Source organism: Pantoea sp. X-Soil-MYKO-1289 (genome assembly GCF_059730625.1).
In genome coordinates, this window is the sequence record NZ_AP036005.1 from 217,094 (window position 1) to 239,499 (window position 22,406).

23 protein-coding genes are annotated in these 22,406 nt (G+C 61.8%); 9 read left to right on the plus strand and 14 right to left on the minus strand.

Annotation, left to right across the window (positions count from 1 at the left end; translation table 11 throughout):
* Nucleotide 1: 1 nt before the first annotated feature.
* On the minus strand, nucleotides 2-748 hold the full coding sequence (locus AC6I7Z_RS20410; protein ID WP_497815646.1) for an SDR family NAD(P)-dependent oxidoreductase: 747 nt from the start codon (nucleotides 746-748) through the stop codon (nucleotides 2-4).
* 129 nt (nucleotides 749-877) lie between these two features.
* On the opposite strand from AC6I7Z_RS20410, the gene AC6I7Z_RS20415 reads away from it, so the two are divergent.
* Nucleotides 878-1,738: a LysR family transcriptional regulator gene (locus AC6I7Z_RS20415; protein ID WP_497815911.1), complete on the plus strand. Its 861-nt coding sequence runs from the start codon at nucleotides 878-880 to the stop codon at nucleotides 1,736-1,738.
* A 12-nt stretch (nucleotides 1,739-1,750) separates the two neighbouring features.
* Here AC6I7Z_RS20415 and AC6I7Z_RS20420 read toward each other — a convergent pair whose 3' ends face one another.
* The 12 genes from AC6I7Z_RS20420 to AC6I7Z_RS20475 all read right to left on the minus strand — a co-directional run bounded on the left by AC6I7Z_RS20420 (nucleotide 1,751) and on the right by AC6I7Z_RS20475 (nucleotide 13,710).
* Nucleotides 1,751-2,041, minus strand: coding sequence for a chorismate mutase (locus tag AC6I7Z_RS20420; RefSeq protein WP_497815647.1), 291 nt, complete (start codon nucleotides 2,039-2,041; stop codon nucleotides 1,751-1,753).
* 105 nt (nucleotides 2,042-2,146) lie between these two features.
* On the minus strand, nucleotides 2,147-2,740 hold the full coding sequence (locus tag AC6I7Z_RS20425; protein WP_497815648.1) for a DUF308 domain-containing protein: 594 nt from the start codon (nucleotides 2,738-2,740) through the stop codon (nucleotides 2,147-2,149).
* A 73-nt stretch (nucleotides 2,741-2,813) separates the two neighbouring features.
* Nucleotides 2,814-3,464: a hypothetical protein gene (locus AC6I7Z_RS20430; protein WP_497815649.1), complete on the minus strand. Its 651-nt coding sequence runs from the start codon at nucleotides 3,462-3,464 to the stop codon at nucleotides 2,814-2,816.
* A 242-nt stretch (nucleotides 3,465-3,706) separates the two neighbouring features.
* Nucleotides 3,707-4,312, minus strand: coding sequence for a TetR/AcrR family transcriptional regulator (locus AC6I7Z_RS20435; protein WP_497815650.1), 606 nt, complete (start codon nucleotides 4,310-4,312; stop codon nucleotides 3,707-3,709).
* Nucleotides 4,313-4,547: 235 nt separating this feature from the next.
* Nucleotides 4,548-5,396 carry a VOC family protein gene (locus AC6I7Z_RS20440; protein WP_497815651.1) on the minus strand — a complete coding sequence of 283 codons (849 nt, stop codon included), beginning with the start codon at nucleotides 5,394-5,396 and terminating at the stop codon, nucleotides 4,548-4,550.
* A 20-nt stretch (nucleotides 5,397-5,416) separates the two neighbouring features.
* Nucleotides 5,417-6,547 (minus strand): amidohydrolase, encoded by a 1,131-nt coding sequence (locus tag AC6I7Z_RS20445; RefSeq protein WP_497815652.1) that lies wholly within the window; start codon nucleotides 6,545-6,547, stop codon nucleotides 5,417-5,419.
* A gap of 2 nt (nucleotides 6,548-6,549) precedes the next feature.
* Entirely contained in the window at nucleotides 6,550-7,662 is a 1,113-nt protein-coding gene (locus AC6I7Z_RS20450) for an alkylhydroperoxidase domain protein (RefSeq protein ID WP_497815653.1), read from the minus strand.
* On the minus strand, nucleotides 7,659-8,669 hold the full coding sequence (locus tag AC6I7Z_RS20455) for a putative FMN-dependent luciferase-like monooxygenase (RefSeq protein ID WP_497815654.1): 1,011 nt from the start codon (nucleotides 8,667-8,669) through the stop codon (nucleotides 7,659-7,661). Before AC6I7Z_RS20455 ends, AC6I7Z_RS20450 begins: the two co-directional genes overlap by 4 nt.
* Nucleotides 8,666-10,279, minus strand: a complete 1,614-nt coding sequence (locus AC6I7Z_RS20460) for a dipeptide ABC transporter ATP-binding protein (protein ID WP_497815655.1) — start codon at nucleotides 10,277-10,279, stop codon at nucleotides 8,666-8,668. The genes AC6I7Z_RS20455 and AC6I7Z_RS20460 overlap by 4 nt, the downstream gene beginning before the upstream one ends.
* Nucleotides 10,276-11,124: an ABC transporter permease gene (locus AC6I7Z_RS20465; RefSeq protein ID WP_497815656.1), complete on the minus strand. Its 849-nt coding sequence runs from the start codon at nucleotides 11,122-11,124 to the stop codon at nucleotides 10,276-10,278. Before AC6I7Z_RS20465 ends, AC6I7Z_RS20460 begins: the two co-directional genes overlap by 4 nt.
* Nucleotides 11,121-12,065, minus strand: a complete 945-nt coding sequence (locus tag AC6I7Z_RS20470) for an ABC transporter permease (RefSeq protein WP_497815657.1) — start codon at nucleotides 12,063-12,065, stop codon at nucleotides 11,121-11,123. Before AC6I7Z_RS20470 ends, AC6I7Z_RS20465 begins: the two co-directional genes overlap by 4 nt.
* A gap of 13 nt (nucleotides 12,066-12,078) precedes the next feature.
* Nucleotides 12,079-13,710 (minus strand): TIGR04028 family ABC transporter substrate-binding protein, encoded by a 1,632-nt coding sequence (locus AC6I7Z_RS20475; protein WP_497815658.1) that lies wholly within the window; start codon nucleotides 13,708-13,710, stop codon nucleotides 12,079-12,081.
* A gap of 324 nt (nucleotides 13,711-14,034) precedes the next feature.
* Between AC6I7Z_RS20475 and AC6I7Z_RS20480 the strand changes: the two genes are divergently transcribed.
* The 8 genes from AC6I7Z_RS20480 (at nucleotide 14,035) to AC6I7Z_RS20515 (ending at nucleotide 21,700) form a co-directional block, all read left to right on the plus strand.
* A complete protein-coding gene (locus AC6I7Z_RS20480) occupies nucleotides 14,035-15,033 on the plus strand; it encodes an MsnO8 family LLM class oxidoreductase (protein WP_497815659.1) in 999 nt (332 codons plus the stop codon).
* 17 nt (nucleotides 15,034-15,050) lie between these two features.
* Nucleotides 15,051-16,205 carry an amidohydrolase gene (locus AC6I7Z_RS20485; protein ID WP_497815660.1) on the plus strand — a complete coding sequence of 385 codons (1,155 nt, stop codon included), beginning with the start codon at nucleotides 15,051-15,053 and terminating at the stop codon, nucleotides 16,203-16,205.
* A gap of 79 nt (nucleotides 16,206-16,284) precedes the next feature.
* Nucleotides 16,285-17,598, plus strand: a complete 1,314-nt coding sequence (locus AC6I7Z_RS20490; protein WP_497815661.1) for an LLM class flavin-dependent oxidoreductase — start codon at nucleotides 16,285-16,287, stop codon at nucleotides 17,596-17,598.
* Nucleotides 17,599-17,611: 13 nt separating this feature from the next.
* The gene (locus AC6I7Z_RS20495; RefSeq protein ID WP_497815662.1) at nucleotides 17,612-18,553 is read left to right on the plus strand and encodes an ABC transporter substrate-binding protein; all 942 of its coding nucleotides are present in this window, start codon (nucleotides 17,612-17,614) and stop codon (nucleotides 18,551-18,553) included.
* A 10-nt stretch (nucleotides 18,554-18,563) separates the two neighbouring features.
* The gene (locus AC6I7Z_RS20500) at nucleotides 18,564-19,076 is read left to right on the plus strand and encodes a GNAT family N-acetyltransferase (RefSeq protein ID WP_497815663.1); all 513 of its coding nucleotides are present in this window, start codon (nucleotides 18,564-18,566) and stop codon (nucleotides 19,074-19,076) included.
* Nucleotides 19,077-19,085: 9 nt separating this feature from the next.
* The gene (locus AC6I7Z_RS20505; RefSeq protein ID WP_497815664.1) at nucleotides 19,086-20,015 is read left to right on the plus strand and encodes an amino acid ABC transporter permease; all 930 of its coding nucleotides are present in this window, start codon (nucleotides 19,086-19,088) and stop codon (nucleotides 20,013-20,015) included.
* On the plus strand, nucleotides 19,999-20,793 hold the full coding sequence (locus tag AC6I7Z_RS20510; RefSeq protein ID WP_497815665.1) for an amino acid ABC transporter ATP-binding protein: 795 nt from the start codon (nucleotides 19,999-20,001) through the stop codon (nucleotides 20,791-20,793). The genes AC6I7Z_RS20505 and AC6I7Z_RS20510 overlap by 17 nt, the downstream gene beginning before the upstream one ends.
* A 10-nt stretch (nucleotides 20,794-20,803) precedes the next feature.
* Nucleotides 20,804-21,700: an ABC transporter substrate-binding protein gene (locus AC6I7Z_RS20515; protein WP_497815666.1), complete on the plus strand. Its 897-nt coding sequence runs from the start codon at nucleotides 20,804-20,806 to the stop codon at nucleotides 21,698-21,700.
* A gap of 79 nt (nucleotides 21,701-21,779) precedes the next feature.
* On the opposite strand, the gene AC6I7Z_RS20520 is transcribed toward AC6I7Z_RS20515, so the two are convergent.
* Entirely contained in the window at nucleotides 21,780-22,112 is a 333-nt protein-coding gene (locus tag AC6I7Z_RS20520) for a hypothetical protein (RefSeq protein ID WP_497815667.1), read from the minus strand.
* Between the last annotated feature and the right edge of the window lie 294 nt (nucleotides 22,113-22,406).

The following is a 22,406-nucleotide window of genomic DNA, read 5'->3' on the forward strand; positions in this document are numbered from 1 at the left end:
CTCAGCGCATACCGCCGGAGGCCAGGATCACCTCGCCGGTGATCCACCGCGCCTCGTCCGATGCGAGAAAAGAGACGATCGGCGCAACATCCTGCACCTGGCCGATGCGGCCGAGCGGCGTCTGCTCTTCATTCCACGTCTGAAAGTCCGAGTTCATCGCGCCGACGCTATGGCTGCCTTCCGTTTCAATCAGGCCAGGGTTCACCGCGTTGACGCGAATGCCGCGTGGACCAAGTTCCTTAGAGAGAACGCCGGTGATGGCGTCGATAGCACCTTTGGCGCCGCTGTAGATGGCGCTCTCGGCAATAAAAACGCGGGTGACGAAGGAACTGATGTTAACGATGCTGCTGCCATTGCCGAGATGCGGCGCGGCGGCGGCGGTCACTAACAGCGGTCCCAGAACATTGATATCGAACTGTCTGCGATAGAGCGATTCGGTGCTCTCTTCAATGCTGGCGAACTGATAAATGCCGGCGTTGTTCACCACAATGTCCAGGCGGCCGAAATGGTCGATGGCTGCGTTGACCAGCGCCTGGACCTCTGTCTGGCGGGTGACATCCGCCGCTACCGCCACAGCCCGTCCACCGGCGGCTTCAATATCGGCCACCACCTTATCGGCCCCGCCTCTGTCTGAGGCGTAATTGACGATAACCTGCGCACCGTCAGCCGCCAGCTGACGAGCAATCGCTGCTCCGATACCTTTGGAGCCACCGGTAACAAGGGCAACTTTATCTTTTAATTTGAGCATGTTTTCAGCTTCCTGAAAGGGCCGCACAGGGCTATTGAGTGATGGAAGCTATGGTGATACCTACAAAGTTGTTTGAGAACTGACAATTTTGTATATTCGATGTTCATTTTTGAACGGCGAGGCGGCGGCATGGAGTGGGGTGACGTTCAGGTATTTCTTGCGGTGATGCGTAACGGTTCTTTTGGTAAGGCGGCCCAGCGTCTTGGCGTGAGCCACCCAACCATCGGACGCCGCATAAAGGCGCTTGAGGATGAAGCGCAGCAGGCGCTATTTCGCCGGACAAAGGAGGGGCTGGTCCTCACGGACGCCGGCGACGGCGTGATGAAGCTGGCGGAAGCGATGGAGAACTCCGCGCTGGCGCTGGAACGTCGCCTGGCAGGAAATCACGACCGCCTGGAAGGGATACTGCGTATATCCTCAGCAGAGTGGTTTGCCAACTATGTTCTGGCGCCGGTACTCGGCGAACTGACGCGTCGCCACCCGGCGATTGTGCCGGAAGTCATCGCAAGTTTCCGCCTGCTCAATCTGGCGCGCCGCGATGCCGACATCGCGTTTCGCATCGTACCCTTTACCGATCCCGATATTGTCCAGCGGCGCCTGATGAGCATGCCGTACGCTCTCTATGGCACGCCTGAAAATGCGCAGAAAATGATCGCCGATCCCGCGTCGGTGGGGCTCATTCTGATGAACACCGAGCAGTCGCACTTTCCCGATGTCGCCTGGCTTCTGGAGCGTTTTCCGCAGTCAAGACCCGCGTTTAAAAGCACCAGCCGGGCGATTCAGGCGCAAATGTGCCGGTGCGGCATGGGCGTTGCCGTATTGCCGCAACCTCTGGGCGATGCCACTCCCGGACTGCAGCGTATTGCCACTTCCGATCTGCCGCCATCAAGGGATATCTGGGTAGGCTACCATCAAGACCTCCGGCATATGGATCGCCTGCGCGCCATGCTCGATATCGCCGACAGTATGCTGGCTTTTAAAGAAGGTTAATTTGCTACAGCGTTACGCTTTTAATTTTTCATGCCTGCGTACGACCTCATCAATAATTTTACGCATCACTTCTTCCATAAAATTCACATCGAGACCTGAACTTTTCGCGATCGCTTTCAATCTGGCCAGCTGCACCGCTTCCCTGTGTTTATCGCTTTCCGGCATATTATGCGCCGCCTTAAGCTCGCCGACTTTATGCGTGCACCGAAATCGCTCTGCCAGAATATAAATGAGCGCGGCATCAAGATTATCGATCGTTTGTCGATGCGATAATAGTGCTGCCTGATAATCATCAGTAGACATATATTTATCTCTCGCCATAAGTTTGAATAAAGAAAAGGGCGGACGCCTCGCTTGTTCACTCAGCAAAGATCGTCAGGCGTATGTTCAAATATGACTATTCCCCCGTTAATCCACCTGTCGTTTGGCAATGATTTTACTTTTTCGGCTGTTTTTTATCGTCAGGGTGACGGCTGAAATCAGGAAATAGAAGACGCCAAAAGCCGCATAGGGTGCAACAGTCGTGACATCTAAAAGCTGGTCACTGCTGGCCTGCTTAAACATAAATATGCCCGCTAATGCAGATTGCGCGCCGCTTAAAATCATCGCCCACTGCCCGTTGGAGGTTTTCCAGCGACGGAGGGAAGCGGAAAGCTGCAGCACGCCAGAAAATATTGCCCATAAGCCAAAGACTTTAATGGTGGCGTTGATGCTTATGGAGAGCGCCCAGACAATAGCCAGTGCGACAATCATGCTGACAATAAGGTTGAATTTCTGCGGCGGGTTTACGGCTAAACCTCCTGATTTTTGAGCATCGATATAATTAGCGAGTGCGTCCCAGGCAGGATAGAGAACCAGCAGAACGGCACCGATAACGGGATTCTCTTTTCCGAGAAGTACCGCAAGCGTAATCCAGATAACAGATACCGCAGCGCGCATATAATAGTAAGACTGAAGCCAATGGTTTTGCGAGTGATCGGATGTTAATTCTTTGCTTTGCATAATGATTCTCCAGATGGACAGCGGCTGTTAGAGACGAAATAAACGTTGTCTGGTGCATAAACGCATGACGAAATTAATCCTCTTCATTAAGGCTATGACCAGTCTGGCGACGACCTGAACGGTCTAAAAGACGAACTCTGCGTATACGCAAGGAATGGTCGTTAGAGAATCGCACAGGGAACCGGACAAACTCGGGGGATACCCAAATAAAAATGTAGGCAAGCGGCGGCATCGCCATGGCAGGAAAATGCGGCTGAGCCGCAACCTGAATGCCTGCAACAGGCGTATTACACGCCAGGTTCAGTGCATCTGAATCATTAATGCGGCCAGGACATGAGCGGGAATCGGTGTTGTGAATATGCGCAGAAGAATCTATTTCACAGGCTTCACTATCAGAGTGATTATCCCGACGACACTCTGCCAACGCTCTCCGGTGGTTCGTTGCTGAGTGACACTCGGCAGTTCTGGGAGGTAACAGCATTTTTCTACTGGCAAGCAGCTGTGCAAGCAGGGTATCGGTGTCTAACCGATGCGATGAGATATTTTCTGACCGTTTAAGCTGCAAAGTGTCGATATTTAACGCATGACGTTGTGAAGCTTTCACCTGATTCTGCAAGAGGGTCTGGAAGCCTGATGCAACAGGATCGGGAGAGCGGTTTTTTATGCTGTCAACGTTCGACAACATTAAATTTACCGCTGCAGGCAGAGCACCAATACTGGTCATAAATAACTTCCCCATAATGGCAAGCGCGTATAAGCATAATTTCACCAGCATTATGCCTGTTGGTTTAACTCTTACTCAGGCGACCTACTAGAAGGTAGGCTGAGCAACAACGACAAATCCAGCTGCTTACTCCCATGTAAAATGGGATTAAATGTTCAGAGCAGCTTTATTTTTTCTGTCTGCCAGCGCGAGGCAGAGCAGAGTGAAACGAGAGCAAAAATAAAGAGCCGCAGACGCCGCTTTTAAGCAGGCAATAATGCGTTGGTTTTGATCAGCTTATTGATTGCCGGTTCGACAATGTGCAGGAACAGGTCAACGTTATCAAAAGCGCGCGCTGCGACCATCGCACCGTGTACCGTTGCCATAAAAGATTTTGCTTCCGTCGCTGCACTTTCGCGCAAGGTAAACAGGCCGCTCTTTTCGCCCCTGTCCAGCACGGCGGTCAGCCATTCGGTAAGGTCGGTAAAATGCCCGCGGACCTCCCTTGCCACCTCTTCAGGTAAAACCGGTAATTCCACCGCCAGCATGACGCAAATGCAGAAGGGCGAATCGTTGTTTTTAATGCAGGTCGCCCAGTAATTCACATAGCCATTAATTTCGCCCAGTGCATCCCCGGCAAAGTGCTGGCTGGTTGCCGCCATTCCTGCCTGCGCCTGCTGACGATAATCACTGACTACCGCCTGTACCAAATCAGCTTTGTTTGGGAAGTGGTGATGAATACTGGCTTTGCGAATCTGTACACGTTCGGCTATATCGGCGTAGCTAAAGCTTTTATAGCCGCCTGAGGTGAGTAGCATCCTGGCGTGATGCATGATTTCTGCGGCTTTCGGTGAACGTTCGGGATTCATGCATACTCCGACAAAAAGATAAAGTAACGGCTGCCCATCAATCTACTAGTAGGTAGGTTAGCGTGTCAACCGATATTCATTTGCACATAAGGCACCGTGGTTTTGCCCTGAAGTCAGGGTAGCTGACAGAGGGCGCAGAGAATGCGCCGTTGTAAAACCATGATCTCTCAGGCCGCCGCCTTAAATGCAGCGCAACAGCCTGGAGAAGGGCGTAATGGCTGTACTCTCCCTTACCTCACAAATGAAACCGCAGCGCCACGTTAAACCCCTGTTCCGCCGCCACCACAATCGCATCTGGCTCCTCACGGAACGGAATATCGCCCAGCAGCAGGCTCGCCTTCACCTTCGCCAGATCGTCGCTGCGGAAGCTAAGCGCGGACATGCGCGCCGAGCCGTCATAATCCGCCGGCAGCGAGCCGAAGCGCGTCTGCGCATAGGCGGCGGAGGCGAAACGTACCTTCGCTTCGCCCGCTTTCAGCACGAAGGCGCCATCCTGACAGGCGAGGATGCGATCCGCGCCGAACAGGTGGCTGTAAACCTGAGCGGAGAGCGCCGGATCCTGCGCCACGATGACAAACTCGCTGATATTGCGCACGCCGTTAGGATGCGACTGCCAGGCGGCCTGCCACACCGCATGCGGCGTGTCGTGCTGGCAGAAAAAGCTGCGGCCGTTGGGGATCAGCGCGGGGCGCAGCCGCACGGTGCGAAAGTGCGCCTCGCTCGCTTCGCCGTCCGGCAGCGTCACCGGCCGGTGAAACGCGGCGGGCGCGTCGCCGTCCAGATCCTGACGCTGAAGATGCAGCCAGGTGCTCTCCGCATCCTGGGTTTTCCATACCAGGCCGGTCAGGCCAGGCGGCGCCTGCCACAAATCTTTGCGCTGTTCGCCACGGCCGGGCTCATAGCCCAGCAGCTCCAGGTAGTTCTCGCCAAAAATCGCCAGGTGGTTGCTGGAGCCGAGCGTATGGTGGCCGCGCTCGCTGAGCTGAAAGCCGAGCCGCCGGTAGAGCGCGCTCGCCTCGTCCAGCCTGTCCGCCACGTTAATCACCACATGATCCAGCACCGGTACGGGAACGGGAATCGCCATCTCCTTTCTCCTCTTTTTCGTCATGCGCTGGCCACGATATCCAGGGCGCGCGGCGCAAGCTGCGTAAAATAGTCCACCGCCGCTTCGAGCATGCCCTCATCGGGATCGAATCCCGGATGATGCAGCCCGAACGCGCTGGCGCTGCCGATGCTGACAAAAGCGCCCGGCACATGGTGCAGATAGAACGCGAAATCTTCGCCGCCCATCTGTGGCGTAGCGCGCTCGGCGGTGAAGCCGTGCGCCTGCGCCAGCTCCAGCGCAAAGTCGGCCCAGGCGGGCGTATTGACCAGCGCAGGCGGCCCGGCGATCCACTCCAGCTCCGCTTCCGCGCCAAAGCCGGCGGCGATGCTGTCGATCAGCTGGCGCATGCGGTGCGGAATCACCTCGCGAATGGCGTCGTTATGGGTGCGCACCGTGCCTTCCAGCTCGACGCTTTGCGGCAGCACGTTCCAGCTGTTGCCGGCGGTAAAGCGCGTGACGCTCAGCACCACCGACTCCAGCGCGCTGAAAACGCGACTCGGCAGGGTCTGCAAGGCGGTAACGATATGGCTGCCGATCACAATCGAGTCGATACCCTCATGCGGCCGCGCGGCGTGCGCGCCCTTGCCGCGGATGCGGATGATAAAGCGGTCGACGTTGGCGTAAAAGGCGCCGCCGCGCGTGCGCAGCGTGCCGAGCGGCAGATCCGGCGCGTTATGCATGCCGAAGATCGCCTGCACGCCCTCCAGCGCGCCGGCGTCGATCAGCTGTTGCGCGCCGTTAAAGGTCTCTTCCGCCGGCTGGAACAGAATGCGCACCCGGCCGGGCAGCTGCTGCTCCTGCTGGCGCAGACGGTGCGCGACGCCAAGCATTACCGAGGTATGCAGGTCGTGTCCGCAGGCGTGCATCACGCCGGGCTGCTGCGACGTCCAGGCATGTTCGACAGCTTCGTCAATCGGCAGCGCGTCGATATCGGCGCGCAGCGCGATGAGGGGTTCGCCGTGGCCAATCTCCGCCACCACGCCGGTTTTCAGCGGCAGCGGCAGCAGACGAATATCGCCCTGGCGCAGCCAGCGCGTGATGCGCTCGGTGGTCTGAAACTCATGATTCGACAGCTCAGGATGCTGATGCAGCTCGCGCCGCCAGGCGATCAGTTGGTCAGATAACAACATGCTTATCCTTGTGCGTCAGAGGGCAGAAAGGGCTCGCCGAGCGTCAGCATCAGGCGGTTCGCCCAGGCGAAAAAGGCGGTTGCCTGGATCAGGTCGAGCAGCGCCAGCGTATCCAGCCCCTGGTCGCGCAGCGCCTCAAGCTGGCTCAGGCTGGCCGCAGGCGGCGTGACGGAGAGCGAGGCGGCGAAGTCGATCTCGGCGGCCCAGCGCGGCGACTGGCCGTGCGACAGCACCGCGCCGGGCGCGACGTTAAGCAGTTTCTGCACCGCATCCTTATCTTTCGAGAGCTGCGACGCCTTGCGCGCGTGCACCGAGGCGCAGTAGATGCAGCCGTTGATCTTGCTCGCCACTGTCGCCGCCAGCTCGCGTTCCGCGCGCGGCAGCCCGCCGGCGGTGTAGAAAATGCCTTTATCGGTCAGGGTGCGCTGCTCCAGCACCGGCTGGTTGCGCGCCAGCAGGCGGAAATAGTCGGAGTCGCTGTGGCCGAAGCGCGCCAGAAGCGCCTGCTCGTCGGCGCTGAACTCCGCCAGCGGCTTCGCCGCCAGCCAGGGCTCCCAGCCGAGTTCCGCCTGGGTAAAGGCGGTCAGCGCCGTCTGGCCGCTGGCGGTCTGCGCGGCGGTGTGCCAGCGGCCCGCAACGGCGGCGTGCGCCGGACTGCCGCTCTCTTCGCCCTGCAGCAGGCGCAAACCGGCCAGCAGGCGGCTCTGAAAGCTGATAAAGCCGACCAGCTGCGCCAGCGTCACCACGCCGCGCTCGCTCCAGCCTGCGTCGCGCAAAGCTTCAATATGCTGCGGCGCGGCGGCAACCGGCTCGAAGGTCACGCGCTGAGCAAAATCGCGCGCCTGCTGATGGCGCGCGTCGTCGCTCAGCGGCTGATAGGTCGGATGGGCGGCGTAGTGGGCGCGCAGCCGTTCAGCGCCGTGCCATTCGGCCACCTGCGCCGCAAGCGCGAGGCGCTCGGCCAGCGGAAAATCGCTCTCCTGCTGGCTAAACAGCACCTCGTAGCTGCCCTGCGCGTGGCGGGTAGCGGCATCGCGCGTAGCCCGCGCCTGCGCCAGCGCGCTGGCGGGATCGATATCGGCCAGTTGCGCCAGTAAATCGTGAGAGTGAGTCATAGGGTCTCCTGAGAGGTGAGCGTGCGCAGCCAGGGCGCAAGCTGTTCGGCGATAAGTTCAATGGAGCGCAGCGTATCGGCGGGCGACGGCTCGACCGAGTGCACCTGAAAAGAGATATCGGTAACGCGCGGCAGCACGCTGTCCTGCGCCAGCGAGGCGCGCACCGTGACGGCGTCACCGACGTGGGCGTCGAACTGGGCGAAAAGATTGTCCAGCGATTCGCCGCGCAGCGCATGGCCGGCGGCGCGGTACTGCTGCGCCTGCTGGCGGATGCCCGGCTCCGCGACGCGGCGCGCATAGCTGTCTGAATCGGCGATAAAGGCGGTGCGCGAAGCGAGAATGCGCGGCGTCACCCCGGCGGGCAGCGCGTCGAGGTAGGCGTCGATAATCGGGTTCTGTATCGCATCCAGCGGCCGCGCCGGATCGCTGGCGGGGCGCGGCTGGGTGCGCGACAGCATCAGCCCGTGTCCGGCGGCCCCGGCGCGCGCGGCGCCTTCGGCGGAGAAGGTGGCGATCCAGACGCGCTGCGCCAGTTGGGGCGCGGCGGGATAGAGATGGTTGTCGGGATGGGCCAGCGAATCGCCGCGCCAGGCGCCGAGCAGCTGATGCAGGTTATCGGCGAAGGCGGCGGCGCGCTGGTCGAAGGTCAGGCCGAACGGCAAAAACGAGTCTGGCGTGCCGCCGGAACCCAGACCGATCTCCAGCCGTCCTTCAGCCAGCAGATCCAGCACCGCCGCATCCTCCGCCACGCGCAGGGCGTTCTCCATCGGCAGGGTGATAATCGCCGTGCCGAGACGAATGGTGCGGGTATGCGCGGCGACGTGCGCCAGAAACACCAGCGGCGCCGGCAGGCCGCCTTCCGCCTCGTGAAAATGGTGCTGGGCGATCCAGGCGCTGTCGAAGCCGAGCCGTTCGGCGTGCTGGATCTGTTCGGTCGCCAGACGGTAGCGCTGCTGCGCAGGCACCTTATCCAGCAGTCGGGTGAAAAAGCCAATGCGTCGCCTCATGCGGAAGCCCTCATACGCGGAGTGAACTGCGGAATGGCGGCGATCAGTTCGCGGGTATAGGCATGCTGCGGAGAGGCGAACAGGGTGACAACGTCACCGCTTTCCACCACTTCGCCTGCGCGCAGTACCGTGACGCTGTCCGCCATATGGCGCACCGTCGCCAGATCGTGGGTGATAAACAGATAGGTGAGTCCCAGCTCGTTTTGCAGACTTTGCAGCAGCAGCAGGATCTGCGCCTGAACGGTCACGTCGAGCGCCGAGGTCGCCTCGTCCAGCACCAGAATGTCGGGGTTAAGGACCAGCGCGCGGGCAAGGGCGACGCGCTGACGCTGGCCGCCGGAAAGCTCACGCGCGCCGCGCGACAGCATCTCAGCAGGCAGCGCCACGCGCTCGGCCACCGCTTCAACCCGCCGACGCCGCTCAGCGGCGCCGAGCCGTTCGAAGTTGCGCAGCGGCTCCTCAATAATCTGCAACAGCGTCTGGCGCGGATCGAGCGAGGCGAACGGGTTTTGATAAACGAACTGGATCTTACGCCGCAGCTGGCGCAGCGGCTCGCCGCGCAGGCCGCCGACGGGCGCGCCGTCCAGCGTCACGCTGCCGCTGTCCGCCTGTTCGAAGCCGAGCAGAATGCGCGCCAGCGTGGTTTTACCGGAGCCGGATTCGCCCACCAGCGCGTACGTCGAGGCGCGCGCCACCTGAAAACTGACGTTGTGCAGCGCCTGCAGCCGCCGGTTTTTACCCAGCGCGAAGCTCTTGCTGATGGCGGCGGCGTCGATCGCGGGCGTCGCCAGCCGGTCGGGCGCGCGCCGTGCGACGCGCTGCGGCGCCGCATCCCGTAGCAGCTGGCGGGTATAAGGATGCTGCGGCGCGCCGACCAGCTGCGCGGCAGGCCCCGACTCCTGAATCTCGCCGTGGCGAAACACCATAATGCGATCCGCGCGCTCGGCCGCCAGCGCCAGATCGTGGGTAACGAACAGCACGGCGGTGCCGGACTCGCGGCGCAGCGCGTCGAGCAGATCGAGGATGCGCTTCTGCACCGTCACGTCGAGCGCGCTGGTAGGCTCGTCGGCAATGATCAGATCCGGGCTGAGCGCCAGCGCGATAGCGATCAGCACGCGCTGCTTCATGCCGCCCGACAGCTGGTGCGGATATTGATCGACGCGCTGCTCAGGATGGCTCAGGCCGACGCGCGTCAGCAGCTCCACCACGCGGCGGCGGCGCGCCTCGCCGCTGAGGTCGCTATGCAGTCGCAGGATCTCCTCGACCTGCGCGCCGACGGTTTGCACCGGATTGAGCGAATTGCCCGGATCCTGCGGCACCAGGCTGACGCGCACGCCGCGCAGCCGGTCGAGCCGCTTCTGCGACCAGTCGGCGATATTTTCGCCGTTCAGGCGGATCTCGCCGCCGTCGCGACGGCCGTTCTCCGCCATCAGCCCGATAATCGCCTGCGCGGTGGTGGTTTTGCCGGAGCCCGATTCGCCCACCAGCGCCGCCATTTCCCCGGCCCGGAGTTCAAAGCTGACGTCGTGCACCACCTGACGCCACTGATGCCCGCTGCGATAGCTCAGGCTGAGATGCTTCACCGCCAGCAGCGGCGCGGATGCGCTCATCGGCGACCTCCTGCAATCTGAATGCTGATGCGATTGGCGGACAGCACCACGGCGATCACCAGCAGGCCGGGAAAGGTGGTGAGCCACCATGCGGTAGAGAGATAGTTGCGGCCTTCGGCGATCAGCAGCCCCCATTCGGGCGCGGGCGGCGGCGTGCCGTAGCCGAGAAAGCTGAGCGTCGAAAGCGCGAGGATCGCCTGGCCGAACTGCAGCGCGGCGAAGGCGATCACCGGCGTCAGCGCGTTGGGCAAAATATGGCGGCGCAGCACGGCGAAAAAGGTGCCGCCGCTGCCGAAGGCCGCCTCGACGTAGTCGCTGTGGCGAATGCGCACCACTTCGCCGCGCGCCAGCCGGGCGAAGCTGGCGATTGACGCCACGCCGACCGCCAGCGCGGCGTGCAGCGTGCCGAAGCCGAGCAGGATCAGCACGCTCAGCGACAGCAGCAGGGAAGGGATCGCCAGCAGCACGTCGACGGCGCGCATTATCAGCGCCTCGGTTTTGCCGCCGCTGGCGCCCGCCAGCACGCCGAGCGCGGTGCCCGCCGTCAGCCCCATCGCCACGGCGATCAGCGCGGCGGAGAGCGACGCCGAGGCGCCGTACACCATACGCGCCCAGAGATCGCGTCCCAGCTGATCGGTGCCAAGCCAGTGTCCCGCCTGCGGCGCCAGACGCTGCGCCCCGGCGATGCCTTCGGTGGCGCTCCAGGCGGTAAAGAGCGCGGGCGCGAGGGCGGCGCCTGCCGCCAGCAGGATCACCAGCCACGCCAGCCATAAGCCCGGCTGCACGCGCAGCGTCCGGCGTCCGCTTAAGGCGCGGCGCGCGGCGGCGTAGTCGACAAGGCTCACAGCGCACCTCCCGCTACGCGCTGCAGGCGCGGATCGAACAGCGGCATCAGCAGATCCACCAGCAGGTTGATCGCCACAAAGCCGAGCGCGGAGATCATCACCACCGCCTGCAGCACCGCCACATCCTGGTTGTTCACCGCCTGCTGCGTCAGCTGGCCGAGACCGCCGAGGCCGAACACTGTTTCGGTGATCAGCGCGCCGGCGATCAGCTCGCCCAGCAGCAGCCCGGCGATGGTCAGCACCGGCAGCATGGCGTTACGCAAGACGTGACGCCACAGCACGCGGCTTTCGCTGGCGCCTTTGGCGCGCGCCACCGCCACAAAGGGCTGCGTCGAAACCTCATCGATGCTGCGCAGCAGGATCTGCGCCAGCGGCGCGGAGATCGGCACCGCCACCGTGACGATGGGCAGCAGCAGCCCCTGCCACGGCGAGGGATTGATCACCGGTATCCAGCGCAGCTGAAAAGAGAAGATCTGGATCAGCGCAATGCCGAGCCAGAAGGTCGGAACAGAGATAAGCAGCGCGGGGACCGACTGCAGCAGCGAACGCAGGCCGCGCAGCGCGGGCTGACGCGACAGCGCCGCCAGCGCAAAGGCGAGCAGCGTCGCCAGCAGAAATCCGCACAGCGCCAGACGCAGCGTGCCCGGCAGATTATCGGCGATCTGCGCGCTCACCGGCACGCCCGCCTGCACCGAAAAGCCGAAGTCGCCGCGCAGCATGGCGAACAGCGTATGCAGGTACTGTTGCCACAGCGGGCTGTCCGCGCCGTAGGCAAGGCGCATCTCCGCTATCTGCTGCGGGCTCAGCCCCAAATCCGGATTCTGAAACTTAATCAGCACCGCGTCGCCGGGCAGCACCTGCAGCAGCGCAAAGGAGAGGGTAAAGGCCGCCCATAGCACCAGCAGGCCGGTTCCGAGCCGTTGCAGCAAATAGTGTCGCATCAGTTACCCCGCCTTAATGTTTTTCCAGCCACGCGCCGTAGAACGCCGGGCGGCCGACCGCTTCAAAGCGCACCCCTTTCAGCCAGGGCGCGCCGGCAAACACCTGCGGCTCCTCGAAGATCGGAATAACGTAGGCGTTATCCAGCAGGTAGCGCTGCGCGTCGCCGGTGAGCTGCAGGCGTTTCGCCGGATCGACCTCGGCGGAGATCGCCAACAGCAGGGCGTTGAGCTTGTCGTCGCGGAAGCTCTGCACCTTGTCGCTGGAGCCGCCTTTTTGCAGCAGCGCGTCGCGGTTGCTGGGGTAGAACTGGCTTTTGATGACGTCGGGATCGGCGCGGCCCACTTCCGAGACGGTCAGCGGCGTTTTCAGCGGATCGAGGCTGTCGAGGGTTTTGCTGCCCGCGTCGCCCGCTTTCACCGTCAGCGCCACGCCGACCTGACGCCACTGCTGGGCAATCAGCTGCAGCACCTCTTTGTTCTGCGGCTGCGGCAGAGATTCATAGATGGTCAGCGCCAGCGGCTTGCCTGCTTTGGCGCGGATGCCGTCGGCGCCCGTCTGCCAGCCCGCCTCGTCCAGCAGCTTTTTCGCCTGCTCCGGGTTAAACGTCAGCCTGTCGCTGAGATCGACGAAGCCCGCGGCGCTGGCGGCGATCACCGATTTAGCCTGCGGGTAGTTGGGCGAGAAGAGGGTATCGACCACCTGCTTCGCATTAGTGGCGTGCAGCAGCGCCTGACGCACGCGCAGGTCGCTCACCAGCGGGTTGTCGGGACGGAAGCTGATGCTGTCGTTTACGCCGCGCGTCGGCGCCGCGTAAAGCGGGAAGTGCTGATCCTTCGCCTGCTTCTCGTCATAGGCCTGCACCTGACGGATCACATCCGCCTGGCCCGCCAGCAGCGCGCCGATGCGCACGCTGTCTTCCGGCGTGACGATGATTTTGATGCCGTCAAGATTGGCAGGCCCCTGCTGCTGGCCGTTTTTCGGCCCCCACTGGTAGCCTTTACGCGCGATCAGGTCGACTTCGCGGCCCAGCTTTTCGTCGCTGACCACGAAGGGGCCGGAGCCGATAATATGTCGCGCGTCGCCGAGCTGGTCGAAATTACGCGCGAGCGTGCTGAGCGAAACCAAACCGGAACCGATAGTGGCGGTGCCCTGTAAAAAACCGGGCGAGGGCTTTTTGAAATAGAACTTCACCGTCAGCGGATCGATCACTTCGCTGCGATCGTAGTTATTAATCACTTCAGAAACCGGCAGGCGCTGCGCTTTATTACCCAGACCGTAGGTATCGAAGTTTTTCGCCACCGCGTTAGCGTCCAGCGGCGTGCCGTCGGAGAAAGTGACGCCGGGCCGCAGCGTAAAGGTATATTCGGTTTTATCCGCATTGCTGCTCCAGCTCTCGGCAATCCAGGGTTCAACCTGCAATGTTTCCGGGTTCTGCCAGGTGAGCTTATCGGTGATTTGATTAAGGATGCCGCCGTTGGGATAGAAGCCGCCGGCAGGCGGATAGAGATTGGTATGCGCCTGCTGCTCAAGATAGATCAGCGTGCCGCCTTTTACCGGCGTCTCCGCCGCGTGAACGGTGATACTCCCTGCAAGCAGAGCAAATGCCAGCGCGCGCGGCAGTGGCGAAAAAGTGAAACGCGTCATGTGAATTCCTTTGTTATCAACTGCCTTAAAAGACGGAATTCATCATCGGACGCGGCGCAGGCCAAATGAACCAACGAATTGCGCAAAGCTTATCTGAAAATAACAAATAACGGCGCGTAAAGGAGAAGGGCGTAATTCGCCAGAAAGGAGGTTTTTTATTATTTCTCGCGCTCACCGCTTTTATTTAATTCAGGATCGCATTGCCTGGCGGAAATAACCTCCGCTATGCCATTTTTCGCCATCCTTTTTTCATATTTGTTGTTTTACGAATTATTAGCCTCGCTCCACACTGGGTCGCAACGGGATATAAGTGAGGAAGGGTGAATGTCATATCGTCTGAGTCTGTTAGATAAATCGCCGGTGCTCGCGGATGAGCCGGCCAGCAGCGCGTTACAGCGCACTCTGCAACTGGCGCAGCAGGCGGAACGCTGGGGCTATCACCGTTTCTGGCTGGCCGAGCACCACAACACCGCGCAGCTGGCGAGTCCGTCGCCGGAGGTGCTGATCGCCTGGATTATCGCGCAGACGCAGCATATTCGCGTCGGCTCCGGCGGCGTGATGCTGCAACACTACAGCCCCTATAAAGTGGCGGAAAACTTTAACCTGCTGGCGTCGCTGGCGCCGGGCCGCATCGACCTCGGCGTCGGCAAAGCGCCGGGCGGGCTGCCGCTGTCGACCCGCGCGCTGCAGGCGGGCGTGGATGCGCAGGCAAAAGGCAGCTTCGCCGAGCAGCTGAAGCAGCTCGGCCAGTGGCTTGACGCGCCGCCGCGCGAGGCTGACGACGAAGAGGCGCTGCACGCCACGCCGCTGCCGTCGCGTCCGGCTAACCGTTTTCTGCTGGGCGCCAGCGAAGAGAGCGCCACGCTCGCCGCGCAGCAGGGCTGGCAGCTGGTGTTCGCCGCCCATATCAACGGCGATCGTCAGCTGATGGAGAATACCCTCGGCACTTACCATCGCCTCAGCGGCCAGCGCGCGCTTGTCGCGGTGCAGGTGGTGGTGGCCGACTCCCCGGCGGAGGCGGATCTGCTGGTCAACGGCCTGCGTCATTTTCACGTTAAGGTCAACGGCGGCCAGGGCGTCAACGTCGGCAGCCTTGAGCAGGCCGAACGCTATGTGCGTCAGGGCGGCTTTACCGACTACGTTATCGAGCCGCGCACGCCGTCGCTGCTGAAGGGCACCGCCGCGCAGGTGCATGCCCAGCTGGATGCGCTGCAGCAGCACTACGCCGTTGACGAATTTATTATCGACACGCCGATTGCCGAACCGAAAGCGCGCGTCCGCTCGCTGGAGCTGCTGGCGACGCACCATCTGATCGCAGCCTGACCCTGGCGGAGAGAACCATGAGCACATTCGATTCCCAGCTGATTGCGTGGCGTCGCGAGCTGCATACCTGGCCGGAGCTATCCGGCCATGAAGAGGCGACCACCGCGCGGCTGCGCGCATGGTTGCAGGCGGCGGATATTGCGCTGCTGGACTATCCGCTAAAAACCGGGCTGGTGGCGGAGATCGGTCAAGGCGAATCGCTGATCGCCCTGCGCGCCGATATCGACGCGCTGCCGGTGCATGAAGCGAGCGGACTGGCCTTTCATTCCCGTCATCCGGGCGTGATGCACGCCTGCGGCCACGACGTGCACAGCGCGGTGATGCTGGGCGCGGCGCTGCTGCTCAAGCAGCATGAGACGGCGCTGAAGGGACGGGTGCGTATTCTGTTTCAGCCCGCAGAGGAGATCGCCGCCGGCGCGCGGCAGTTTATCGACGCCGGGGTGCTGGAAGGGGTGCAGGCGATCTTCGGCATGCACAACGAGCCGGGCCTGCCGACCGGGGTGTTCGCCACGCGCGGCGGCGCGTTCTACGCCAACGCCGACAAGTTTATTATCCGCGTCAGCGGCAAAGGGGCGCACGCGGCGCATCCCGAAGAGGGCGTCGACGCGATTGTCGCCGCCAGCCAGATTATTCAGGGGCTGCAAAGCCTGACCAGCCGCAGCTTCAATACCCTCGACAGCCTGGTGCTGAGCATCACGCGCATCGATGCGGGCAAAAGCTGGAACGTGCTGCCCGGCAGCGTCGAGTTCGGCGGCACCGCGCGCACCCACGACCTCGAGGTGCGCGCCGGGCTGGAGGCGCGCGTGCGGGCGCTGGTGACCCATTTCGCCGATGCGGCGGGCGCGCAGGCGACGCTGAGCTGGCACGCGGGGCCGCCGGTGCTGGTCAACGATGCTGAATGGGCGCGCTTTTCCAGCGAGATCGCCGAACAGGCGGGCTACCGCGTGCAGACGGCCGATCTGCACCTCGGCGGCGAAGATTTCGCTTTTTATCTCCAGCAGACGCCCGGCGCCTTCGTCAGCATCGGCAGCGCCAGCCCGTTCGGCCTGCATCACTCCGCCTTTAATCCCGACGAGGCGCTGATCGCGCCCGCCGCCCGCTACTTCGCGCAGCTGGCGCAGCACGCGCTGCAACGGCTCAGCGCGCGATGTTGCGACGCCATTCTGACCTGATCCCCTGAACTGAACGGCGCTCGCGCGGGCCCATGCGCCGCGCGAGCTGCACCGCTGCAACAAAAAAAGAGAGAACATCATGACCACGAGAGAGCTTCGACTGGGCACCATCCTGCATGGCGCATCCGGCAATATGTCCGCATGGCGTCATCCCGCCGCGCAGGCGGACGCCAGCATCAGCTTCGACTATGCGAAACGCATCGCGCGCAAAGCGGAAGAGGGCAAGCTCGATTTCCTGTTTGTCGCCGACGGCCTCTATATCAATGAAAAATCGATTCCCCACTTCCTTAACCGCTTCGAGCCGCTGACGCTGCTGTCGGCGCTGGCGGGCGTTACCGAGCATCTCGGGCTGGTGGGCACGGTATCCACCTCCTACAGCGAGCCTTTCATTACCGCGCGCCAGTTCGCCAGCCTCGACCATCTCAGCGGCGGCCGCGCCGGCTGGAACGTGGTGACCTCGCCGCTGGAAGGCTCGGCGAAAAACTTTTCCCGCAGGCAGCATCCGGAACATGCGCTGCGCTACCGCATCGCCGACGAGTATCTCACCGTGGTGAAGGGACTGTGGGACTCGTGGGAAGAGGGCGCCTTCGTGCGCGATAAGGCGAGCGGCAAATTTTTCGAGCCGGGCAAGCTGCACGCCATCAACCACCATGGCGATTTCTTTCAGGTGGCCGGGCCGCTGAATATTCAGCGCACGCCGCAGGGACGTCCCATCCTCTTCCAGGCGGGCGCCTCCGAAGATGGCAAAAAGCTGGCGGCGCGCCATGCCGACGCGATTTTCACCCATCAGCCGACGCAGGAAGAGGCGCAGGCGTTCTACCGCGACGTGAAGCGCCAGCTGGTGGAAAACGGCCGCCAGCCGGAGGATCTGCATATCTTCCAGGGGGTCAGCGTGATCGTCGGCGACAGCGCCGAGGATGTCGAGCGGCAGTACCAGACCACCGCCGCGCTGGTGTCGATTCAGGACGCGCTTAATTACCTGGGCCGCTTCTTCGATCACCACGACTTCTCGCAGTATCCGCTGGATGCGCCTTTTCCTGAGCTGGGCGATATCGGCCAGAACAGCTTCCGCAGCACCACCGACGAAATCAAACGCAAGGCGCGCGAGCACGGCCATACGCTGCGCCAGGCGGCGCTGGAGGCCGCGACGCCGCGCCCGCTGTTTCACGGCACGCCGGAACAGGTGGCGGACGGCCTGCAGCAGTGGTTCGAAAATTTCGCCACCGACGGCTTCATTATTCAGGGCGGCACGCCCGACACCTTCGAGCGCTTCGTCGATCGCGTGGTGCCGGTGCTGCAGGCGCGCGGCCTGACGCGACGCGACTATCCCGGCACCACCCTGCGCGCCAGCTTTGGCCTGAAGGAACCGGCTAACCAGTTCTCACAACAATAAGAGCACCTTCGCTATGCAGAATAATAAAACCTTTATCGCCCTGCTGTTGCTGGCCACGTCCGGCGGCGCGTATGCCGAAGGGACTAACGTCGATTACAACGGCCAGCGCGTCAGCCTCGAAGCCAATAAAGCGCCGATTAATACCGCGAAGAATGCCCAGGCGGTGGCGCAGCTGCCGGCCGGCCATCACTTTGTGGTGCCCGGCGCGTTTACCGTGGCGGTCGCCGCGCAGAACTCGCCGCCGCTGACGGTTTTTTCCGACGACAACAAGACCCTGCTCGGCAGCGAAGTGGATATCGCCCGGCTGGTGGCCGACAGCCTCGGCCTGAAGCTCAACGTGGTGCCGACCTCGTGGGAAGACTGGCCGCTCGGCGTCGCCTCAGGCAAGTACGACGCGGCTATCTCCAACGTTACCGTCACCAGAGAGCGTAAAGAGAAGTTCGATTTCGCCACCTACCGCCGCGACACGCTCGGCTTCTACGTCAAGGCCGACAGCAAGATCAAGGCGATCGCGAAGCCGGAGGATATCGCCGGGCTGCGCATTATCGTCGGCTCCGGCACCAATCAGGAGGCGGTGCTGCTCGCCTGGGATAAAGCTAATCAGGCGAAGGGGCTAAAACCGTTCACGCCAATCTATACCAAAGATGACGCCACTCAGACGCTGGCGCTGCAGTCGGGCCGCGCCGACGCCTACTTCGGGCCGAACGTGATCGGCGCGTGGAAATCGGCGCTGACCGGCAAAACCCGCCTGGTGGGGAGCTTTGACGGCGGCTGGCCGAAAGTGGCGCACATCGCGGTGACGGTGAAAAAAGGCAGCGGTCTGGCCGAGCCGATCAATACCGCGCTTAACGGCGTGATCCAGAACGGCGACTACCTCAAGGTGCTCAACCGCTGGGGCGAAGGCGTAGAGAAGATCGATCGTTCCGAAATTAACCCGCCGGGCCTGGGCGACTGAGAGGTGAACCATGAGCCAGCAATTTTTTCGCGACATCTCGCCGGAAGCGCCTGAGCTGCAGCCGATCCTGAGCGGACTCTTCGCCTTTTACGCCTCGCGCTACGGCGACTTCTTCCGCAACAACCAGGAAGTGGAGAAAACCGAGTGGTATCTGCCGCCGCGCGGCCTGTTTATCGTGCTGGAGCGCGACGGCGAGATTATCGCCATGGGCGCCTATAAGCCCTTTGATGAAGAGACCGCCGAGCTGAAGCGCATCTGGACGCGCGGCGATCTGCGGCGCCAGGGGCTGGCGCTGTTAGTGGTGCAGGAGCTGGAGCGGCGCGCGCTGCGCGCTGGCTACCGGCGACTCTATCTCACCACCGGTTTTCGCCAGCCGGAAGCGGTGCATCTCTACAGCAGCTTCGGCTATCAGCCGCAGTTCGACCTGAGCGGCGATCTGGAACGCTACGGGCAGCCGCCCTATGACGGCCGTCTGCGTTTTACCAAAGCGATCGACGTTAACCGCGTCGCTGAGGCGAGTTAAGGAGGCAAAATGAGCAAGGAACATCAACAGTTGAAAGTGGTGCCGGCGCGCTATCCGGCCCGCACTATCGGGGCGATCGTCGCCCTGTTTATTCTGGCGGGCGTGGCGGAGTCGGTGGCGCTGAACCCGCGCTGGGAGTGGGACGTCTTCGCCCGCTGGTTTTTCGATCCGGTGATCCTGCACGGCCTGGGACAGACACTGCTGCTGACGCTGCTCGGCACGGTTTTTAGCCTGATTTTCGGCGGCCTGCTGGCGCTGGCGCGCCTCTCGTCGTCGTGGCTGCTCAGCACGCTCGCCTGGGGCTATATCTGGCTGTTCCGCTCGCTGCCGCTGATTGTGGTGCTGATTATTCTTTATAACTTCTCCTATCTCTACGACACGCTCTCGTTCGGCGTCCCTTTTACCGCGCTCGCCTGGGGCCATTTCCAGACCATTAACGTGCTGGGACAGTTTCCGGCGGCGGTAATCGGCCTGACGCTGGTGCAGGCGGCCTACAGCGCGGAGATTATTCGCGGCGGCTTTCTCGGCGTCGATCACGGCCAGATGGAGGCGGCGTCGGCGCTCGGCCTCTCTGCGACGCGCCGCACCTTCCGCATTATTCTGCCGCAGGCGCTGCGCGCCATTATCCCTACCGCCTTCAACGAGATCATCAGCCTCGCCAAAGGCACGGCGATGGTTTACGTGCTGGCGATGCCGGAGCTGTTTTACACCATCCAGATGATCTACAACCGCAACCAGGAGGTGATCCCGCTGCTGATGGTGGGCGCGGCCTGGTATCTGATCATCACTACGGTGCTGTCGGCGATCCAGCACGGCGTTGAACGCTGGCTGGCGCGCAGCGTCACCCGCGATCCGCAACCTTCACGCTGGCGCCAGTGGCGCAGCCGCCTGAACCCCGTTGCCGCAAATGAGGAGATTAGCCATGTCCGAAGCCATTGATTACCGCCAGGCGCACGCCACCGGCGCCATCAGCATTACCGGCGTCAGCAAAAGCTACGGCCGCCACAAGGCGCTGGACGACGTGTCGCTGGAGCTGGATCCCGGTTCGGTGACGGTGATTGTCGGGCCGTCCGGCTCCGGCAAGTCGACCCTGCTGCGCACGCTGAATCATCTGGAGCGCGTCGATGAGGGCTTTATTCAGATCGACGGCGACTATATCGGCTACCAGCGGCGCGGCGACAAGCTTTATGAGCTGAAAGAGAAGGCGATTTTGCGCCAGCGCGTCAACGTCGGCTACGTGTTCCAGAACTTCAACCTCTTTCCGCATCTCACCGTGCTGGAGAATCTGATTGAAGCGCCGATAGCGCATCGTCAGCTGTCAAAGCGCGAGGCGGTCGCGCGCGCCGGGGAGCTGCTCGATATCGTCGGGCTGCGCCATAAGGCTGACGCCTGGCCGCGCCATTTATCCGGCGGCCAGCAGCAGCGCATCGCCATTGCGCGCGCCCTGATGCTGAACCCGCGCGTGATGCTGTTTGACGAGCCGACCTCGGCGCTCGATCCCGAGCTGGTGGGCGAAGTGCTCGACGTGATTAAAAAGCTGGCGCGTTCGGGCACCACGCTGGTGATTGTCACGCACGAGATCGGCTTCGCGCGGGAAGTGGCGGATAACGTGGTGTTTATGGTGGATGGCAAAATCGTCGAGCAGGGCAGCGCGACCCAGGTGCTGAGCAATCCGCGCCATGAACGCACGCGCCGTTTCCTCGCGCGCGTGTTATAGGAAAGAGACAATGAAAGCACCGTTACTCGCTGCGCTGCTGGTCGGCGCGCTCTCGCCTGCGCTGGCGGCCACCCTCGACGTTACGCAGAATGAGACGCCGATTGCCGCTCCGGCGAATCCGCAGGCGATCGGCAAGATCCCGCAGGGTTTCCATTTTGTCGAACCGGGCTATCTCACCGTCGCCACCGCCAATACCAACTCGCCGCCGCTGGGGCTGCTGGCGTCCGACAATAAAACGCGTATCGGCAGCGACGCCGACTTTGCGCGGCTGCTGGCGGATAGCCTGGGGCTGAAGCTGCATCTGGTGCCCGCCGCCTGGGAGGACTGGCCGCTCGGCGTGACCGCCGGACGCTATGACGTGGCGATGTTCAACATCGCGGTGACGGAAGAGCGCAAGAAGAAGTTCGACTTCGCCACCTATCGCGCCGACGGCCATGCGTTTCTGGTGAAGGCAAGCAGCCCGATCACCAGTATCAACAAGGCGGAGGATATTGCGGGACTGCGCATTATCGTCGGCTCCGGCACCAATCAGGAGCGCATCCTGCTCGGGTGGGACGCGCAGAACCGCGCGAAAGGATTAAAGCCGGTGACGCCCATCTATCTTACCGACGAGGCGGCGGCGACGCTGACGCTGCTCTCGGGACGCGCCGACGCGCTGTTCGGCCCGCAGTCGATGGCGGCCTGGAAGGTGGCGTCGCGCGGCGATACGAAGATTGTCGGCTACGGCCCGGTGCGATCCTGGGTGGCGGTCACCACCAGGAAAGGTAACGGTCTGGCGGAGGCGTTGCAGAGCGCGGTGAACGGCGCCATCGCGGGCGGAGAGTATCAGCAGGTGCTGAACCGCTGGGGCGAGCAGAATGAGGCGATTGAGGCCTCGACGGTGAATCCGCCGGGCATCGTTTACTGAAGCAAAGGCGACGCTGCCCTGAGCGTCTGCCAGCGAAAAAGCCGCCTGATGGGCGGCTTAGTATAAAAGCGCTTCCTGTTCAGGGGTTACGATACTCTTCGTACGTCCGCGGTGCGGGATCGCCTTCTTTACGATACAGGTTATCGGCGGCCTGACGCTCTTTAACGTATACCAGGGTTTCCTGCAGCTGCCGTTGCTCTTCGACCGGCATGGTAGTAATGACCTCGCTGTTGATGGACGCCTGAATTTTATCGAAAATTTCTATCGTAAACCCCAGGAACTCACTGTCGGTGAGGATCTCGTTGCGATAAAGTTCGCACAGCGTTTTCTGCTTATCTAACTCTTTTGTAAGATCCTCGACCTGTTTGTTACAGGCATCCAGCTGTGCTGACTCTGAAGCGTTCGAAGTCATGTTTTATTTCCTCTTTAGTTAACCATTATTTATTTAAACAGCGTCATCAGTGTAGTCCTCCAGTTGGGCAGTTAACAGCGTGTGGTTTGCCATTAAAAAGCTTTTTGTTTTGTAATATGATTAATATTGTGGTTTAAGTTCTTTTTGTGTCGGCTTTATAGGGTATTTAATTTTGTTCAGGCCGGGTAAAGCCGTTGCGCAGTTAAGCTGTAAGCCTTGTGGCATGCGCCCTGGTACGGGGCGAAAGAAGTTTTTTTGATAAGATGAAATAAAGTAATTTGTCAGGTGGTGTGG

Excerpts from the sequence above, each read along its gene's own strand:
- AC6I7Z_RS20410 (WP_497815646.1), bottom strand. The coding sequence starts at position 748 with ATGCTCAAATTAAAAGATAAAGTTGCCCTTGTTACCGGTGGCTCCAAA.
- AC6I7Z_RS20415 (WP_497815911.1), top strand. The coding sequence starts at position 878 with ATGGAGTGGGGTGACGTTCAGGTATTTCTTGCGGTGATGCGTAACGGT.
- AC6I7Z_RS20420 (WP_497815647.1), bottom strand. The coding sequence starts at position 2,041 with ATGTCTACTGATGATTATCAGGCAGCACTATTATCGCATCGACAAACG.
- AC6I7Z_RS20425 (WP_497815648.1), bottom strand. The coding sequence starts at position 2,740 with ATGCAAAGCAAAGAATTAACATCCGATCACTCGCAAAACCATTGGCTT.
- AC6I7Z_RS20430 (WP_497815649.1), bottom strand. The coding sequence starts at position 3,464 with ATGACCAGTATTGGTGCTCTGCCTGCAGCGGTAAATTTAATGTTGTCG.
- AC6I7Z_RS20435 (WP_497815650.1), bottom strand. The coding sequence starts at position 4,312 with ATGAATCCCGAACGTTCACCGAAAGCCGCAGAAATCATGCATCACGCC.
- AC6I7Z_RS20440 (WP_497815651.1), bottom strand. The coding sequence starts at position 5,396 with ATGGCGATTCCCGTTCCCGTACCGGTGCTGGATCATGTGGTGATTAAC.
- AC6I7Z_RS20445 (WP_497815652.1), bottom strand. The coding sequence starts at position 6,547 with ATGTTGTTATCTGACCAACTGATCGCCTGGCGGCGCGAGCTGCATCAG.
- AC6I7Z_RS20450 (WP_497815653.1), bottom strand. The coding sequence starts at position 7,662 with ATGACTCACTCTCACGATTTACTGGCGCAACTGGCCGATATCGATCCC.
- AC6I7Z_RS20455 (WP_497815654.1), bottom strand. The coding sequence starts at position 8,669 with ATGAGGCGACGCATTGGCTTTTTCACCCGACTGCTGGATAAGGTGCCT.
- AC6I7Z_RS20460 (WP_497815655.1), bottom strand. The coding sequence starts at position 10,279 with ATGAGCGCATCCGCGCCGCTGCTGGCGGTGAAGCATCTCAGCCTGAGC.
- AC6I7Z_RS20470 (WP_497815657.1), bottom strand. The coding sequence starts at position 12,065 with ATGCGACACTATTTGCTGCAACGGCTCGGAACCGGCCTGCTGGTGCTA.
- AC6I7Z_RS20475 (WP_497815658.1), bottom strand. The coding sequence starts at position 13,710 with ATGACGCGTTTCACTTTTTCGCCACTGCCGCGCGCGCTGGCATTTGCT.
- AC6I7Z_RS20480 (WP_497815659.1), top strand. The coding sequence starts at position 14,035 with ATGTCATATCGTCTGAGTCTGTTAGATAAATCGCCGGTGCTCGCGGAT.
- AC6I7Z_RS20485 (WP_497815660.1), top strand. The coding sequence starts at position 15,051 with ATGAGCACATTCGATTCCCAGCTGATTGCGTGGCGTCGCGAGCTGCAT.
- AC6I7Z_RS20490 (WP_497815661.1), top strand. The coding sequence starts at position 16,285 with ATGACCACGAGAGAGCTTCGACTGGGCACCATCCTGCATGGCGCATCC.
- AC6I7Z_RS20495 (WP_497815662.1), top strand. The coding sequence starts at position 17,612 with ATGCAGAATAATAAAACCTTTATCGCCCTGCTGTTGCTGGCCACGTCC.
- AC6I7Z_RS20500 (WP_497815663.1), top strand. The coding sequence starts at position 18,564 with ATGAGCCAGCAATTTTTTCGCGACATCTCGCCGGAAGCGCCTGAGCTG.
- AC6I7Z_RS20505 (WP_497815664.1), top strand. The coding sequence starts at position 19,086 with ATGAGCAAGGAACATCAACAGTTGAAAGTGGTGCCGGCGCGCTATCCG.
- AC6I7Z_RS20510 (WP_497815665.1), top strand. The coding sequence starts at position 19,999 with ATGTCCGAAGCCATTGATTACCGCCAGGCGCACGCCACCGGCGCCATC.
- AC6I7Z_RS20515 (WP_497815666.1), top strand. The coding sequence starts at position 20,804 with ATGAAAGCACCGTTACTCGCTGCGCTGCTGGTCGGCGCGCTCTCGCCT.
- AC6I7Z_RS20520 (WP_497815667.1), bottom strand. The coding sequence starts at position 22,112 with ATGACTTCGAACGCTTCAGAGTCAGCACAGCTGGATGCCTGTAACAAA.